This window comes from Streptomyces sp. NPDC020875 (assembly GCF_040641415.1).
Taxonomy (GTDB): Bacteria; Actinomycetota; Actinomycetes; order Streptomycetales; family Streptomycetaceae; genus Streptomyces.
Genome location: NZ_JBFADP010000010.1, coordinates 21,470 through 36,751 on the forward strand (window position 1 = coordinate 21,470; position 15,282 = coordinate 36,751).

Below are 15,282 nucleotides of genomic sequence, written 5' to 3' on the forward strand. Positions count from 1 at the left end.
GCGGTACGGACGGCGGGCGCCCGGCGGTCGGCCCGCGACGGCGGGCAGCGGCGGGGCCGTGGCAACGGGTTCCCGTCATCCTTCACCCACTGTCCGGAGGGAGTGGTTCCGGCTTCTCACCGACCCGATAATGGACCGCTCGATTCAAAACAGTGATACCGTCCGGCCATGGCCCGACCGAGGACGTTCGACGAGGACCGGGCCCTGGACGCGGCGATGCGCACCTTCTGGGAGAAGGGCTACGAGGCCACTTCGACCCAGGACTTGTGCGACGCCACCGGACTGGGCCGCAGCAGTATCTACAACACGTTCACCAGCAAGCACGACCTCTTCGAGCGCGCCCTGATCCGCTATATCGAGCTGATGACGGGCCGGCAGCGGCAGATCCTGGAGCGACCGGGCCGAACCGGCGGCGAGCGGATCGCGGATCTGTTCGCGGAGGTCGTGGACGGCGAGACCGAGCACCGGGCCGGGGGGCGCGGGATGGGCTGCCTCACGGTCAACACCACCATCGGCATGACCGGACGCGACCCCGGGACCGCCGCCGTGCTCGCCCGCGATCTCGCGGTACGACTGGCCCTGCTGCGGGCGGCACTGGAGGACGGGCGCCGGGACGGCAGCGTCGGCACGGCCCAGGACGTGGGCGCGCAGGCCCGGTTCGTCAACGCCACCATCGCGGGGATCCGGGTGTCGGGTCAGGGCGGCGCCGACCGGGCCGCGCTGGAGTCCGTCGCCGAGGTCGCCCTGGCCGCACTGACCCCCTGACACGCCCGCCCCGGACCGGACCGGTCCGGGGCGCCCCTGTTCCACGACGACCGACACCCGACGGACGACCGACCGGACGAGCGCCGCCGCCGAGGCCCCACGAGCATCGCCCGGGCCTTCGCACGCCCAAGTTTTGGACTGACCAATACATAACTTTTCCCGGAAGGAGCACCACCGTGCCCCGTGCCGTTTACGTCCTGGCGCTCGGTATCTTCGCCATGGTGACCAGTGAGTTCGTGGTCGCCGGTCTGATGCCGCAGATGGCCGAGGGACTGAACGTCTCCGTACCGCGGATCGGTTTTCTGATCACCGCCTTCGCGGTGGCCATGACGGCGGGCGGGCCCTTCCTGGCCCTCGCGCTGACCCGGCTGCCGCCGCGTACCGCCCTGATGACGCTGTTCGCCGTCTTTCTCGCGGGCAATGTGCTCGCCGCCGTCGCCACCGGCTACCCCGTGATGCTGGCCGCCCGGATCGTCACCGGCGTCGCCGCCCAGGCGTTCTTCGGCGTCTCGCTCTCCCTCGCCGCCGCCCTCACCCGGCCCGAGGTCCGCGGCCGGGCGATCGCCGTGGTGATGAACGGACTGATGCTGGGCACCCTGCTGGGGCTGCCGCTGGCCACCGTGGTCGGTGAACGGTACGGCTGGCGGGCCGCCTTCTGGGCCATCTCGGGGCTCACCCTGCTGGCCGCCGCCGTCACCCCGTTCGGCGTACCCCGTACGCCGCGCCCCGCGGCCACCGGCGGGCTCCGCCGGGAACTGCGCGTCCTGCGCCGCCCCCGGCTGCTGCTCACCCTCGCCACCAGCACCTTCGTCATCGGTGCCACCTTCTCGGCGTTCAGCTATCTCAATCCGATCCTCACCGAGGTCACCGGCTTCGACCGGGGCACCGTACCGCTGCTGCTGATCGCGTACGGCGCGGCGACCGTGGTCGGCAATACCGTCGTCGGGCGGCTGGCGGACCGGTACGCGCTCCCGGTGCTGACGGCCGGGCTGCTGCTGAACCTGGCCTTCCTGACCGGCTTCGCCCTGCTGGCCCATCTCCCGGTGCCCGCCGTCGCCCTGCTGCTCGGGGTCGGCCTGGTCGGCGTCACCATGAACCCGGCCATGGTGACCCGGGTGCAGCGGACCGGGAACACCGGTCCCCTGGTCAACACCGTCCACTCCTCCTTCATCACCTCCGGTGTGATCATCGGCTCGGCCGTGGGGGCGGTCGTCATCGAGGCATGGGGGCTGCGGGCGCCGCTCTGGCTCGGCGCGGCCCTGGCCGTCGCCGGACTCGCCACCCTGCTGCCGGAGCTGTCGGCCGCCCGCCGGAGCCGGGCGGCCGGTCCGACCGCCCGCCCGGCCGGTCCCCCGGCCCCGGCCGGATCCGCCGCGCCGGAGCCCGCGGCCGGTCCCGTACCGTGCGCGGTCGGCGGTCCCGCCCCGGCGCACGGCCGGGTCAGCGACGGACCTCGTACTGGAAGCAGCCGAACTCGGCGAACCTGAGGTGCGCCAGGACGACCGCCGGATCCTCGAACGCCTCGTCCAGCGCGGCGTCGAGGCCGCCGTCCGGCGCGTCCGTCAGCTCCAGCAGCCGCCCACCGGCGATCCGGCCCCGCGCGTCATAGCGCCGGAGCACCCGGACGGCACCCGGGCGGAGGAAGGGATAGCCCTGTCCACCGGCCGGGCCGCCGCACTCCGCCGCGTGGACGTAGACGGGCCCCTGCTCGTCGTAGGCACCGGGTTCGGCGCCCCGTTCGGCGGCCCAGCGGCGCAGTGGAGCGTACGAGACCAGGGCGAGGCTCTCGCCGGGGCGGCTCCGGCGCAGACAGCAGCGGAGCGGGGCGCCGCCCTCCGGGTCGGCGAACGGCACGGCGGGGCGTCCGGCGTCGTCCGTGCCGCGCAGGGCGGCGAGGACGGCCGGGGCGATCGGCAGCGGGCGGTGGCGCGGTCCGGCGGCGGACGGTTCCGGGGCGCCGCCCGGGGTACCCGGGGTGCCGGGTGTCGCCGTGAGCGGGGCCGTCGCGTGGCTCGGGGCGAGCGGGGAAGCCGGGGAGGACGGTAGGGGTGTCATGGGCCAAGACTCGCCCGGTCCGCTCCCGGTATCCGGCGGAAAACGGACATCGCGCTCGGGCCCGCGGGCCCGGTGAGGCCGGTTCCGGGCCGATTCCGACCCGGTTCCGGGCCGGATCCGGCGCGCCCGCGCGGCCGGGGAGAACTCGACGGCCGTGATCACCGACCCCATGGAAGGATGGCCGCAAACACCGCATATACCGAGGAGACACCGCGTGCCTGGCACGAATCTGACCCGCGAGGAGGCGCAGCAGCGGGCGCGCCTGCTCACGACTCACGCCTACGAGATCGAGCTCGACCTGAGCGGCGCCCAGGAGGGCGGCATCTACCGCTCGGTGACGACCGTACGGTTCGACTCCGCGGAGGCGAACGCGCACACCTTCATCGACCTGGTGGCCCCGGCCGTGCACGAGGTCGTACTGAACGGCAAGTCGCTCGACGTCGCGGAGGTCTTCCGGGACGCGCGGATCGAGCTGAAGCATCTGCACGAGGGCCCGAACGAGCTGAGGGTCGTGGCGGACTGCGCGTACACGAACACCGGTGAGGGGCTGCACCGCTTCGTCGACCCGGTGGACGAGCAGGCTTATCTGTACACCCAGTTCGAGGTGCCGGACGCCCGCCGGGTCTTCGCGAACTTCGAGCAGCCCGACCTGAAGGCGACGTTCCAGTTCACCGTGACGGCCCCGGAGGGCTGGACGGTGATCTCGAACTCGCCGACGCCGGAGCCCGTGGAGAACGTCTGGCGGTTCGAGCCGACGCCGAGGATGTCGACGTACATCACGGCCCTGATCGTCGGCCCGTACCACTCGGTGCACAGCTCGTACGAGAAGGACGGCCGGACCGTCCCGCTGGGGATCTACTGCCGGCCTTCGCTGGCGGAGTTCCTGGACTCGGACGCGATCTTCGAGGTCACCCGGCAGGGCTTCGACTGGTTCGAGGAGAAGTTCGACTACGACTATCCGTTCGCCAAGTACGACCAGCTCTTCGTGCCCGAGTTCAACGCGGGCGCGATGGAGAACGCGGGCGCGGTGACCATCCGGGACCAGTACGTCTTCCGGTCGAAGGTGACGGACGCGGCGTACGAGATCCGGGCCGAGACGATTCTGCACGAGCTGGCCCACATGTGGTTCGGCGATCTGGTCACCATGGAGTGGTGGAACGACCTCTGGCTCAACGAGTCGTTCGCCACCTACACCTCGATCGCCTGCCAGGCGGCGGCCCCCGGGTCGCGCTGGCCGCACTCGTGGACCACGTTCGCCAACTCGATGAAGACCTGGGCCTACCGTCAGGACCAGCTGCCGTCGACGCATCCGATCATGGCCGAGATCCGGGATCTGGACGACGTCCTGGTCAACTTCGACGGGATCACCTACGCCAAGGGCGCCTCGGTGCTGAAGCAGCTGGTGGCGTATGTCGGCGAGGACGCGTTCTTCACCGGGGTGCAGGCGTACTTCAAGACCCACGCCTTCGGCAACACCCGGCTGAGCGATCTGCTGGGCGCGCTGGAGAAGACCTCCGGGCGCGATCTGCGGGTCTGGTCCCAGAAGTGGCTGGAGACGGCGGGCATCAATGTGCTCCGGCCCGAGCTGGCGGTCTCCGCCGACGGTGCCATCACGTCTTTCGCGGTCCGCCAGGAGGCCCCGGCGCTGCCCGCCGGGGCGAAGGGCGAGCCGACGCTCCGCCCGCACCGGATCGCGATCGGCTTCTACGACCTGGACGGCTCCGGCAAGCTGGTGCGGACCGACCGGATCGAACTGGACGTCGAGGCGGCGGAGCTGACCCCGGTACCGCTGCCGGAGGGCACCCGGCGCCCCGCGGTGATCCTGCTCAACGACGACGACCTGTCCTATGCCAAGGTCCGGCTGGACGAGGAGTCCCTGAAGGTCGTCACCGCACATCTGGGCGACTTCGCCGAGTCCCTGCCGCGCGCCCTGTCCTGGGCGTCGGCGTGGGACATGACCCGGGACGGCGAACTGGCCACCCGGGACTACGTGGCCCTGGTACTGGCCGGGATCGGCAAGGAGACCGACATCGGCGTGGTGCAGTCGCTGCACCGGCAGGTCAAGCTGGCGATCGATCTGTACGCGGCCCCGGCGACCCGTGAGGAGCTGCTGCACACCTGGTCCGCCGAGGCGCTGACCCGGCTGCGGACCGCCGAGCCGGGCGGGGACCACCAGCTGGCGTGGGCCCGGGCCTTCGCGGCGTCGGCCAGGACCGACGGGCAGCTGGAGCTGCTGGCCGGGCTGCTGGACGGCAATGCCGAGGTCGAGGGCCTGGTGGTCGACACCGAGCTGCGGTGGGCGTTCCTGGAGCGGCTGGCGGCCACCGGCCGGGTCGACGAGGCCGGGATCGCGGCGGAGTACGAGCGGGACCGCACCGCCGCGGGCGAGCGGCACGCCGCCACCGCGCGGGCGGCCCGGCCGACCGCCGAGGCCAAGGCCGAGGCGTGGGCGTCGGTGGTCGAGCGGGACGATCTGCCCAACGCGATGCAGGAGGCGGTGATCGGCGGCTTCGTCCAGACCGATCAGCGGGAGCTGCTGGCGCCGTACACGGCGAAGTTCTTCGCCGCGGTCAAGGGCGTCTGGGAGTCCCGGAGCCACGAGATGGCGCAGCAGGTCGCGGTCGGGCTCTACCCGTCCCTCCAGGTGTCGCGGGAGACGCTGGCGGCGACGGACGCCTGGCTGGCCGAGGCGGAGCCGAACGCGGCGCTGCGGCGGCTGATCTCGGAGTCCCGGGCCGGGGTCGAGCGGGCCCTGCGGGCCCGGGCGGCGGACGAGGCGGCGGCCTCGCGCGGCTAGGTGTATTGATCCGGAGGGCTGTACCGGCGGCCGGGGCCCGTGGCGGGCTCCGGCCGCCGGTTCATGACTGCCGCCGGTCCATGACTGCGGCCGGATGACCGGTCGGTGGCCGGGAGACCGTCGGCGGCAGGGTCCGTGATCGTCTACGAGTGGGTCCGGTACGGAGTCCGTGCCGGACCCACCGTCGTGACCAGCAGTAACAGCCTGGGACAGCGGGATATGACGGCGGCATGGCGGAGGGGGCCGCCGGTCGGCCGGAACCCTGTGGATCATGTCCAAAACCCCCTCCGGATCACGGCCGGAAGCGGGGTCGCGCCTTGGCCGGTACCCGCCTTGTGCCGATCACCCCGATGATCTCTTCCCGACCCCGGAGGTCTGCCGTCCGGCCGCCGCCGGGCCGGGGCGCGTTCGGCGGGCGGGGATTCCGCGCGGGCGTGCGCCACCGGAGGCGTACCTCCCCCTTCGAGCCGTACGGAACACCACTCCGAGCCCTCGAACCCGCACTCCACGCCCGCACCCGCGTCCACGAACACCCGGCAACAGGGGTCGAACTCCAGGTCAGCACCGCCGGAATGAGATCCGCCGCGGATTCCGCTTCGGGCCGTCGAACCCTTCGCCGCCGGACCGGGGCCGGCGGGCGGCCCGATTCGCCGCCCCGTGGATCACCCTGGCCGGAAATAGTCGCTCGCATGTCCACTCCGCGCGGCACCAGCGTCTCGGCCAACGGCCATCGTCCACATCGCGCCAATCATTGACCGAGCGTCACGAACCGTAAGCGGACGGGGATATGCTTCCGGACCGTCGTCTTATGATCATTCCCGTTCCGATGGTTTGAGGGTGCTGATGGCCCGACAGAAAACGTCGACCGGAGGTCCGCGGAGTTCGACCGCACCGGCCTCCTGGCTCTGGCTCGTGCCCGTCGTCGTCACCGCGGCCGCCACGGTCGCGGCGGCGGCACTGGTCTCCCGTCCGGCCCGCGGCGCCGCGGTCTGGATCGGCGCCGTCGCCGTCGGCGCCGTCGCGATCGCCGCCCTGGCGGCCGTACGGCAGGGGCGCCGGGCCGACGCGCTCGCCGCCCGGCTCGCCGAGCGGGAGGCCGAGATCGCCCGCGACCACGAGGCGTCCAAGCGGCTCACGACCGAGCTGCTGCCCACGATGCTCATCCGGGTCCAGCGGGGCGAGTACCCCGAGGACATGCTGCGGACGGTCGATCTGCCGCCCGCGCACCGGGCCGTGCTCGCCGCCTCCCTCGACGCCCTCAGCACCGAGGAGGACCTGCGCGAATCGGCCCAGCGGGCCTTCGTCAACATCGCCCGCCGGGTCCAGGCGATCATCCACCAGCAGGCGCTGGAGCTGCGCGAGATGGAGGACCGGCACGGCAACAACCCCGCCGTCTTCGGCGATCTGCTCCGGATCGACCACGCCACGGCGCTGGTCGGCCGGCTCGCCGACTCCATCGCCGTACTCGGCGGCGCCCGGCCGGGCCGCCAGTGGAGCCGGGCCGTACCGCTGTACAGCGTGCTGCGCGGCGCGATGTCCCGGATCCTGGACTACCAGCGGGTCGAACTGCACTCGGTCTCCGAGGTCGCCGTCGTCGGCCCCGCCGTCGAGCCCCTGATCCACGCCATCGCCGAACTCCTCGACAACGCCACCCGCTACTCGCCCCCGCAGACCCGGGTCCACCTCACCGCCGTCGACGTCAACTCGGGCATCGCCGTCGAGATCGAGGACGGCGGTGTCGCGATGAGCGAGGAGGCCCGGCTGCGCGCCGAGCGGATGCTCCGCCAGGCGCAGGAGGGCATCGACCTCAACGACCTCGGCGAGACCCCGCGGCTCGGCCTCGCGGTCGTCGGCAGGCTCTCCCGCTCGTACGGCTTCCAGGTGTCGCTGCGGTCCTCCGCGTACGGCGGGGTGCGCGCCGTGATCGTCGTACCGAAGAAACTGATCACCACCGCGGCCAAGGCGACCGGCCTGGCCCACGGCATCGGCACCGCGTCCGGGCCCCGGCCCAACCCGGCGGCCATCGCCGCGAGCCGGGCCGGCGCCGCCAACGGCGCCCGGAAGGCCACCGGGCCCTCCGCCGCGCCGTCCGTACCACCGGCGCGGCCCGGGGCCGGTGCGGCCGTCCCGGCGGCCGACGGGACGGGACCCGACGACGAAGTGCCGCTCGTCACCGAGCGGACCCCGGGCGGACTGCCCCAGCGGCGCCGCAAGACACCCGCCCCGGACCTCACCGCCGCCCCTGTCGTGGCGGCACCCCGGCCCGACCAGCCGAAGGACACGCCCCCCGTCCAGCCCGGGATGTGGCTCGCGGCGTTCCACAGCGGTCTCGCCGGTGAAGACCCTCAGCCGAACAAGGGGAGTACGCAGCCATGATGCAGCAGCAGTACCGGACCAACATGGACTGGATGCTCAAAGACCTGGCCGAAGGCGTACCGCAGACCAGAAATGTCGTCGTGCTCTCCGCCGACGGGCTGCGGATCGCCCAGCACGGCGCCGACGACGAGACCGCCGACCGGCTGGCCGCCGCCTGCGCCGGACTCCAGAGCCTGGCCGGCGCCGTCGCCTCCGAACTCCCCGGCAGCGACGGCCGGATGCGGCTCGTGGTGATCGAGATGGACGGCGGCTTCTTCTATCTGATGGCCGCGGGCGCGGGCGCCTTCCTGGCCGTACTCGCCGACGAGGGCGTCGACGCCGGCCTGATGGGCCAGCGGATGCGCGATCTCGTACTCCGGATCGGCGAGCACCTCAGCGCCCCGCCGCGTCAGGATCGGCAGTCCGCGTGAGTCGACCGGGAGACTGGGAGGGCGCCAATCCGGAACGTCTCTATGTCATCACCGGCGGGCGGAGCGGCTCGCAGGTCCCGGCCACCCTCGATCTGGTCACCCTGATCGTGGCCGCGGCGGGCCCCCGGCACGGGATGCAGCCCGAACACGCCGCCATCGTCCGGCTCTGCGCCGCGCCGCTGTCGGTGGCCGAGATCTCCGCCTATCTGGGGCTTCCGGTGAGTGTGGTGACCGTACTGCTCGGCGATCTCCTCGTCGACGAGCACGTGACGGCACGGGCACCGGTCCGGCGCGCGCCCCTCCCCGACCGAGCTCTGATTGAGGCAGTGATCGATGGACTACAGAAGCTCTGAGCCCGGCAGCGGCGGAGCGGGCGGTACGGCCGCCCCGGGCGGCACCGGCGGTACCGGCACGGCGGTGGAACGGCCCAGCGGGCCGCGCGCCGAGGACGTACTGCCGGACACCGCGACCGCCGCCGTGAAGATCGTCATCGTGGGCGGCTTCGGAGTCGGCAAGACGACCCTGGTCGGGGCGGTGAGCGAGATCCGGCCGCTGACCACCGAGGAGACCATGACCCAGGCGGGCGTCGGCGTGGACGACGTCGCGGGGGTGGAGCGGAAGACCTCCACCACGGTCGCCATGGACTTCGGCCGGATCAGCATCAACGAGGAGCTGGTGCTCTATCTCTTCGGCACCCCCGGCCAGGAACGCTTCTGGTTCCTGTGGCGGGGGCTGTTCGAAGGGGCGCTGGGCGCGGTGGTCCTGGTCGACACCCGGCGGCTGGAGGTCAGCTTCGACGTCATCGGACGGCTGGAGGAGCGCCGGGTGCCGTTCGTGGTGGCCGTCAACGCCTTCCCGAACGCGCCGGTCCACCCGGTCGAGGAGATCAGATCGGCCCTCGATCTGCCGCCGCACGTACCGATCGTGGAGTGCGACGCCCGGCTCCGGCGCTCCAGCCGCGATGTGCTGATGACCCTGATGCGCTACCTCCGGGGCCTGGCCCTGGCGGCGGACTCGCCCGCGTCCTGAAGCTCCGGCCGTACGTCTCCGGCCCCGGCGGCGGCCCCCGCGACCGCCGGGGCTCCGGCGGCGGGCGGCTCCGGGACCCGTACCGGGACCGGCGTCTCCGGGGTCGGGGTCTTCCCGGCGGGTGTCTTTCCGGCCGGTGTCCTTCCGGCGGGCGGCCGCGCGGTCCGGCGCGGGGTCGGCTGCCACTGACCGATAAGGGTCGCGCCGAACGCCACCGCCATCCCCAGCAGTTGTACGAGCGTCAGCGCCTGGCCGAGCGCCGCCCAGCCCACCACGGCCGCGGTGATCGGCGACAGCGGGCCCAGCAGGGTCACCGAGGTCGCCGTCAGCCGCTCGATGCCCCGGAACCAGAGCCAGTACGCCACGGCGGTGTTGACCAGAGCGAGATAGAGGTACCCGGCGACGTTCGTACCGTTCAGGGCGGGCGGCGCGCCCTCGACCGCGAGGGCGATCGGAGTGATCAGCAGACCGCCCGCGGTGAGCTGCCAGCCCGTCATCACCAGGGGTCCGACCCCCTCGGGACGGCCCCAGCGCTTGGTGAGCACGGTCCCCGCGGACATCGAGGCCGACGAGGCGAGTCCGGCGATCACACCGACGGTGTCCAGTGCGGCACCCGCCTGGAGCACCACCATGCTGACGCCGAACGACGCGGCGATCGCGGCGAGCGTGGCCCGGGTCGACGCCCGCTCCCCCAGCAGCAGCGCCGCGAGCCCGATCACGAGCAGCGGCCCGACCGAGCCGGTGACGGCCGCGACCCCGCCCGGCAGCCGGTAGGCGGCGAGGAAGAGCAGCGGGAAGAAGGCCCCGATGTTCAGCGCGCCCAGCGCCGCGGCCTTCCCCCACCAGGTCCCCCGTGGTCGTACCCGGGTCAGGGCCATGATCAGCAATCCGGCGGGCAGGGCCCGCAGTACGGCCGTGAAGAGCGGCCGGTCCGGCGGCAGGAACTCGGTCGTGACGGCATAGGTGGAGCCCCAGGAGATCGGGGCGAGGGCGGTGACGGCGATGACGGCGGCGCGGCGCATGGCGGGGCCTTTCGGGCGGGCGGCGACGATGTGAGTTGCTCAGCGGGAAGTAGCTTATCGCTAAGCTACTTTTCCGCAAGATGCTTGGTGCTCATTCACTTACTTGAGAAAGACTGACCGTCGGCCGATAATTCCGCCATGACCTCCCGTGCCGCCGGTTCCCCCGTTCCCGCCGACCCCTCCGCGCAGCCGCCCCTCGACGCGGTGGACGCGATCGTCGACCAGTGGGCCGTCTGCCGCCCCGATCTGGACACCGTCCCGATGGCCGCGTACGGGCGGATCTACCGCATCGCCCAGGCGATGGGGGAACGCACGGAACGGGAGTACGCGCGCTTCGGGATCAGCCGGGGCGAGTTCGACGTCCTGGCGACCCTGCGCCGTTCGGGACCGCCGTACACCCTCTCCCCCCGGCAGCTGTCGGCGACGCTGATGCTCACATCGGGCGGGATGACGGGCCGCCTCGACAAACTGGAGAAGGCCGAGCTACTGACCCGCAACCCCGACCCGCACGACCGCCGCGCGCTGCGGGTGACCCTCACCGGGTCCGGTCTCGAACTCGTCGACCAGGCGGTCACGGCGGGCCTGGCGGCCCAGCACGAGATCTTCGACCAGGCGCTCGACGCGACGGAGGCGGCCCAGCTGGCACCCCTCCTCCGCAAACTCCTCGCCGCGCACTGACCGGTTGCCCCGGGGCAACCAGGGGCGCGGGGAACTGCGCGACCAACCACGCACGGCGGGTAGCCCGACAACGAGACCGACCCGGCAGACGCGGCCGAACTCCGGAGCAACGGCAGCCCGGAGGAACGGCGAAGCGGCCCGACGGGGGAACCCGCGGGCCGCTTCGGCGCGAACGGCTGTAAAAGCAGTGCCGGGCCCGAAGACCCGGCACGCGGTTCAGCTCTGCTGCTGCCTCGACTTGTCGAAGACCATCACCAGAACCGTGATCAAGGCGAAGATCGCCACCGGGGCGACCACGAACAGCCCCAGCGTCTCGGCGACGCTCAGCCCGGGGCCCGGGTCGTCGCCGTCGTCGCGGGTCAGCGCCAGCGCGGGCGACGACAGGAGCAGCATCATCAGCGTCGTACCGGTCACGACGGTGCCGGTGCGCAGAGCGTTCTTCTTGTCCACGGTGCCCAAAGTAGCGAACCCCTGTCGGGGCCGCGCGCCCGGGGGTGCCGTACGGGCCTCAGCCACCGGTCGAGGGGCCGCCACCGGCGGCTCCGAGGGTGGTCGGCTCGCTGGTCAGCGGCGGCAGTTCGACCAGCGGCGGCTCGCTCGTCAGCGGCGCGGCGGAGAACAGCGGCGGCTCGCTGGTGAGCGGTCCGGGGACCGTGTCCTCCCCGGGGACGGGACCGGCGGGTCCGGGGCCGGGACCGGCGGTGCCGCCCGCGTCGTCCCGGGTCGGCACCGACAGGTCGGTGAGCGCGGAGAGCAGCAGCTGGGCGGCGGACGCGGTCATCTCGTCACTCCTCGTACGGGGTGTGCGGTTCGGGTCGCGCCTACCCGGTGACGGCGCGCCCATCCGTACCGATCTCACGGCCGGGCCCCGCACCCGCCCCGACACCGCCCGCACCGCGCACCCGGCATATGCCGCACATCTCGCGGGCGCATTGACACTCCCGGGTGACGGGTGATGGGCTCGTTACCGTTCGGAGACCTCGGGGCACGGCCCCGGGAGGCTGCCGGGGCCGTCGGCGCGACGGCGCCGGAGCGGGTGGGGTACGGAAGGGAGTCGACGTGCGGTTCGCGCGCGGGAGGCGTACCGGGACGGGTACGGCCGCGGCGGTCGCCGTCGCGGTGATGGGCGGGCTGCTCGGCGGCGCGCAGGGTGCCGTCGCCGCCCCGGGCGGGCCGGGCGCGGGGCCGCGTACCCCCGCCGATCCCCGGACCCCGGCCACCGACCCGCGTACCCCGCGTACCGCGTCCGTACCGCCGGTCTGGCCGCGTCCGCAGTCGGCGAAGCCGCTGGGCGCCGCCGTACCGCTGGGCGACGAGGTCACCGTCGTGGCCGCCCCGGACGCCGATCCGTACGCCGTGGAGGCGGCCCACCGGGTGCTGCGGGACGCCGGGGTGGACACGCTCTACACCGAGCTGCCGGGCCGCGGCCCCGTGCTGTACCTCGGCGGGCCCGGCGCCGATACGGCGCTGCGCGCGCTGAGGGTCGCCGCCCCGGGCGATCTGCCGTCCGGCGGCTACCGGCTGGCCGCGGGCGCCGTGGGCGGCCGGGGCACGGTCGCCCTGGACGGTACGGGACCCGACGGGCTGTTCCACGGCGTCCAGACGCTCCGCGGACTGATCGCGGGCGGCCCGGCCCGGGGCACGGTCCCCGGGGTCGCCGTCCGCGACTGGCCGGGTACGGCGGTGCGCGGGACGACGGAGGGCTTCTACGGCCGCCCGTGGAGCCGGTCGCAGCGGCTGGCGCAGCTCGATTTCATGGGGCGGACCAAGCAGAACCGCTATCTGTACGCCCCCGGGGACGACCCGTTCCGGCAGGCGCGGTGGCGGGACGCGTATCCGGCGGAGCGGCGGGCGGAGTTCCGGGCGCTGGCGGAGCGGGCGGCGCGCAACCACGTCACCCTGGCCTGGGCGGTGGCGCCCGGTCAGGAGATGTGTCTCTCCGGGGACGCGGACCTCCGGGCGCTGATCCGCAAGATCGACGGGATGTGGGCGCTGGGGTTCCGGGCCTTCCAGCTCCAGTTCCAGGACGTCAGTTATACGGAGTGGCACTGCGACGCGGACGCCCGCGCCTTCGGCCGGGGCCCGGAGGCGGCGGCCCGCGCCCAGGCCCGGGTGGCGGACGCGGTGGCCGGGCATCTGGCGGAGCGGTATCCGGGGTCGGCGCCGCTGTCGGTGCTGCCGACGGAGTTCTACCAGGGGGGCGAGACGGAGTACCGGCGGGCGCTGGCGGCGGAGCTGGACGGGCGGATCGAGGTGGCCTGGACCGGGGTCGGGGTCGTACCGAAGACCATTACGGGCCGTCAGGTCGCGGGCGCGCGGGAGGCGTTCGGCCATCCGCTGGTCACCATGGACAACTATCCCGTCAACGACTACGCGCAGAACCGGCTCTTCCTCGGCCCCTACACGGGCCGGGATCCGGCGGTCGCGGCCGGTTCGGCGGCGCTGCTGGCGAATGCCATGGAGCAGGCGGCGGCGTCCCGGATCCCCCTCTTCACGGCGGCCGACTACGCCTGGAATCCGCGCGGCTACCGGCCCGGGGAGTCGTGGTCGGCGGCGCTGGACGATCTGGCGGCGGGTGATCCGGCGGCCCGGGAGGCGCTCGGGGTGCTGGCCGGGAACCATATGTCGTCGGTACTGGCCGAGGCCGAGTCGGGCTATCTGCGGCCCCAGTTGGACGCGTTCCGGCGGACCAGGGCGGCGGGTACGGACCCGGCGGACCGGGCCCGGGCGGCGGAGGCGCTGCGGGACCGGTTCTCGGCGATGCGCCGGGCCCCGGGGCAGCTGGCCGGGGTCGACGCGGGGCGGCTGGACGACGAGATACGGCCGTGGCTGGACGAGCTGGCCCGGTACGGCCGGGCCGGTGAGCTGGCGGTCGATCTGCTCCAGGCGCAGGCGAGGGGCGACGCCCGGGCGGCCTGGCGGGCGTCGCTGGCGCTGGAGCCGCTGCGCGCGGAGCGGGCGGACGCGGACCGGGCCGTGGTCGGCCGGGGTGTGCTGGGGCCTTTCCTGGACCGGGCCGTCGCCGAGGCGGCGGTGTGGACGGGGGCGGCGGGCGCGCCCCGCCCGGACGGCGACGGCACGGTCCGGCTGGCGGACGCGCGGGCGCTGGAGTCGGTCACGGTGATGGCGGCGCCCGGCGCGCCGGGGACGGATCCGGGCCGGCTGGAGGCCCGGGTGCCGGGCGGTGGGTGGCGTACGGTCGCCGTGCTCTCCCCGGACGGCTGGACCCAGGCCGGTACGGGCGGGCTGCGGGCGGACGCGCTCCGGGTGACCGGGGCGGCGGGCGGCGCTGCGGTCCGGTCGATCGTGCCCTGGTACGCGGACGAGCCCGCGGTCGACGTGGCGCCGGAGCGCCGGGAGGCGGACGCCGAGATCGGGGGCGCGGCGGTGACGGTGGGGCTGCGGCTGACGCCGAAGCGGCCCGCGGCCGTCCCGGGCGCGCTGACGGCGAAGGCGCCGTCCGGGGTGCGGGTCGAGGTCCCGGAGCGGGTGACGGTGGAGCGCGGCCGTCCGGTGACGGTCCCGGTCCGGGTGACCGTACCGGCGGGTACGCCCGTGGGTTCGTACCCGGTCACGGTCGCCTTCGCCGGGACCGAGCGGACGTTCACGGTCCGGGCCTTCCCGCGTACCGGCGGTCCCGATCTACTGCGCGGCGGCGGGGTGACGGCGTCGTCGTCGGGCGACGAGACCGCCGATTTCCCGGCCTCGGCCGCGGTCGACGGGGACGCCGGGACCCGCTGGTCGTCGGTGTACGAGGACGGCGCGTGGTGGCAGGCGGAGCTGCCGGAGCCGGTCCGGCTGGGCAAGGTGGTGCTGCGCTGGCAGGACGCCTACGCCGCCGGGTACCGGATCCAGGTCTCCGGGGACGGGCGGACGTGGCGGACGGCGGCGACGGTCGGCGACGGCCGTGGCGGTACGGAGACGGTGCGGCTGAACGCGCCGGGCACCCGTTTCCTGCGGGTCCAGGGGGATCGGCGGGCCACCCGGTTCGGCTACTCCCTGTTCGCGGTGGAGGCGTACCGGGTGCTGGAACCGCCGAAGAAGCCGGACGAAGAAAAACAAGAGAAGGACGCGAAGGACGCGAAGGGCGGCGACGGCCCGGACGCCCGAAGCCGGAGGTAGCCGGGCGGGCCGGGGCGGCCGGTGCGTG

Annotated in this window: 13 protein-coding genes; 9 read left to right on the forward strand and 4 right to left on the reverse strand. The window is 73.7% G+C overall.

All coding sequences use genetic code 11. From position 1 onward, the window contains the following. The first annotated feature begins 168 nt into the window (after window positions 1-168). Both AB0G74_RS07885 and AB0G74_RS07890 read left to right on the forward strand, forming a co-directional pair. A complete protein-coding gene (locus tag AB0G74_RS07885; protein ID WP_361141835.1) occupies window positions 169-765 on the forward strand; it encodes a helix-turn-helix domain-containing protein in 597 nt (198 codons plus the stop codon). A 176-nt stretch (window positions 766-941) separates the two neighbouring features. Further along, a complete protein-coding gene (locus tag AB0G74_RS07890; protein WP_361141837.1) occupies window positions 942-2,252 on the forward strand; it encodes an MFS transporter in 1,311 nt (436 codons plus the stop codon). On the opposite strand, the gene AB0G74_RS07895 is transcribed toward AB0G74_RS07890, so the two are convergent. Next, window positions 2,206-2,820, reverse strand: coding sequence for a DUF1203 domain-containing protein (locus AB0G74_RS07895; RefSeq protein ID WP_361141839.1), 615 nt, complete (start codon window positions 2,818-2,820; stop codon window positions 2,206-2,208). The two genes, AB0G74_RS07890 and AB0G74_RS07895, sit on opposite strands and share 47 nt — an antisense overlap. A gap of 214 nt (window positions 2,821-3,034) precedes the next feature. On the opposite strand from AB0G74_RS07895, the gene pepN reads away from it, so the two are divergent. From pepN to AB0G74_RS07920, 5 genes are all read left to right on the forward strand, one after another. Then, on the forward strand, window positions 3,035-5,617 hold the full coding sequence (pepN, locus tag AB0G74_RS07900) for an aminopeptidase N (RefSeq protein ID WP_361141841.1): 2,583 nt from the start codon (window positions 3,035-3,037) through the stop codon (window positions 5,615-5,617). Between the two features lie 843 nt (window positions 5,618-6,460). Further along, complete coding sequence (locus tag AB0G74_RS07905; protein ID WP_361141843.1) at window positions 6,461-7,993, forward strand: ATP-binding protein; 1,533 nt, start codon at window positions 6,461-6,463, stop codon at window positions 7,991-7,993. Further along, window positions 7,990-8,403, forward strand: a complete 414-nt coding sequence (locus AB0G74_RS07910; protein WP_358823594.1) for a roadblock/LC7 domain-containing protein — start codon at window positions 7,990-7,992, stop codon at window positions 8,401-8,403. The genes AB0G74_RS07905 and AB0G74_RS07910 overlap by 4 nt, the downstream gene beginning before the upstream one ends. Further along, entirely contained in the window at window positions 8,400-8,756 is a 357-nt protein-coding gene (locus tag AB0G74_RS07915; RefSeq protein ID WP_361141846.1) for a DUF742 domain-containing protein, read from the forward strand. Before AB0G74_RS07910 ends, AB0G74_RS07915 begins: the two co-directional genes overlap by 4 nt. Next, a complete protein-coding gene (locus tag AB0G74_RS07920) occupies window positions 8,737-9,432 on the forward strand; it encodes an ATP/GTP-binding protein (protein WP_361141848.1) in 696 nt (231 codons plus the stop codon). Before AB0G74_RS07915 ends, AB0G74_RS07920 begins: the two co-directional genes overlap by 20 nt. Here the strand turns inward: AB0G74_RS07920 and AB0G74_RS07925 are convergent. Next, window positions 9,387-10,454 (reverse strand): EamA family transporter, encoded by a 1,068-nt coding sequence (locus AB0G74_RS07925; RefSeq protein WP_361141850.1) that lies wholly within the window; start codon window positions 10,452-10,454, stop codon window positions 9,387-9,389. The two genes, AB0G74_RS07920 and AB0G74_RS07925, sit on opposite strands and share 46 nt — an antisense overlap. Before the next feature lie 138 nt (window positions 10,455-10,592). Between AB0G74_RS07925 and AB0G74_RS07930 the strand changes: the two genes are divergently transcribed. Continuing rightward, window positions 10,593-11,132, forward strand: a complete 540-nt coding sequence (locus AB0G74_RS07930; RefSeq protein ID WP_361141852.1) for a MarR family transcriptional regulator — start codon at window positions 10,593-10,595, stop codon at window positions 11,130-11,132. A 216-nt stretch (window positions 11,133-11,348) separates the two neighbouring features. Here AB0G74_RS07930 and AB0G74_RS07935 read toward each other — a convergent pair whose 3' ends face one another. Both AB0G74_RS07935 and AB0G74_RS07940 read right to left on the reverse strand, forming a co-directional pair. After that, complete coding sequence (locus AB0G74_RS07935) at window positions 11,349-11,582, reverse strand: hypothetical protein (protein ID WP_361141854.1); 234 nt, start codon at window positions 11,580-11,582, stop codon at window positions 11,349-11,351. A gap of 58 nt (window positions 11,583-11,640) precedes the next feature. Next, complete coding sequence (locus tag AB0G74_RS07940; RefSeq protein ID WP_361141856.1) at window positions 11,641-11,913, reverse strand: hypothetical protein; 273 nt, start codon at window positions 11,911-11,913, stop codon at window positions 11,641-11,643. Window positions 11,914-12,254: 341 nt separating this feature from the next. Between AB0G74_RS07940 and AB0G74_RS07945 the strand changes: the two genes are divergently transcribed. Further along, entirely contained in the window at window positions 12,255-15,254 is a 3,000-nt protein-coding gene (locus tag AB0G74_RS07945; protein ID WP_361142003.1) for a beta-N-acetylglucosaminidase domain-containing protein, read from the forward strand. Window positions 15,255-15,282 lie beyond the last annotated feature (28 nt).

Excerpts from the sequence above, each read along its gene's own strand:
- AB0G74_RS07895 (WP_361141839.1), bottom strand. The coding sequence starts at position 2,820 with ATGACACCCCTACCGTCCTCCCCGGCTTCCCCGCTCGCCCCGAGCCAC.
- AB0G74_RS07940 (WP_361141856.1), bottom strand. The coding sequence starts at position 11,913 with ATGACCGCGTCCGCCGCCCAGCTGCTGCTCTCCGCGCTCACCGACCTG.
- AB0G74_RS07925 (WP_361141850.1), bottom strand. The coding sequence starts at position 10,454 with ATGCGCCGCGCCGCCGTCATCGCCGTCACCGCCCTCGCCCCGATCTCC.
- AB0G74_RS07945 (WP_361142003.1), top strand. The coding sequence starts at position 12,255 with ATGGGCGGGCTGCTCGGCGGCGCGCAGGGTGCCGTCGCCGCCCCGGGC.
- AB0G74_RS07910 (WP_358823594.1), top strand. The coding sequence starts at position 7,990 with ATGATGCAGCAGCAGTACCGGACCAACATGGACTGGATGCTCAAAGAC.
- AB0G74_RS07930 (WP_361141852.1), top strand. The coding sequence starts at position 10,593 with ATGACCTCCCGTGCCGCCGGTTCCCCCGTTCCCGCCGACCCCTCCGCG.
- AB0G74_RS07920 (WP_361141848.1), top strand. The coding sequence starts at position 8,737 with ATGGACTACAGAAGCTCTGAGCCCGGCAGCGGCGGAGCGGGCGGTACG.
- AB0G74_RS07905 (WP_361141843.1), top strand. The coding sequence starts at position 6,461 with ATGGCCCGACAGAAAACGTCGACCGGAGGTCCGCGGAGTTCGACCGCA.
- AB0G74_RS07885 (WP_361141835.1), top strand. The coding sequence starts at position 169 with ATGGCCCGACCGAGGACGTTCGACGAGGACCGGGCCCTGGACGCGGCG.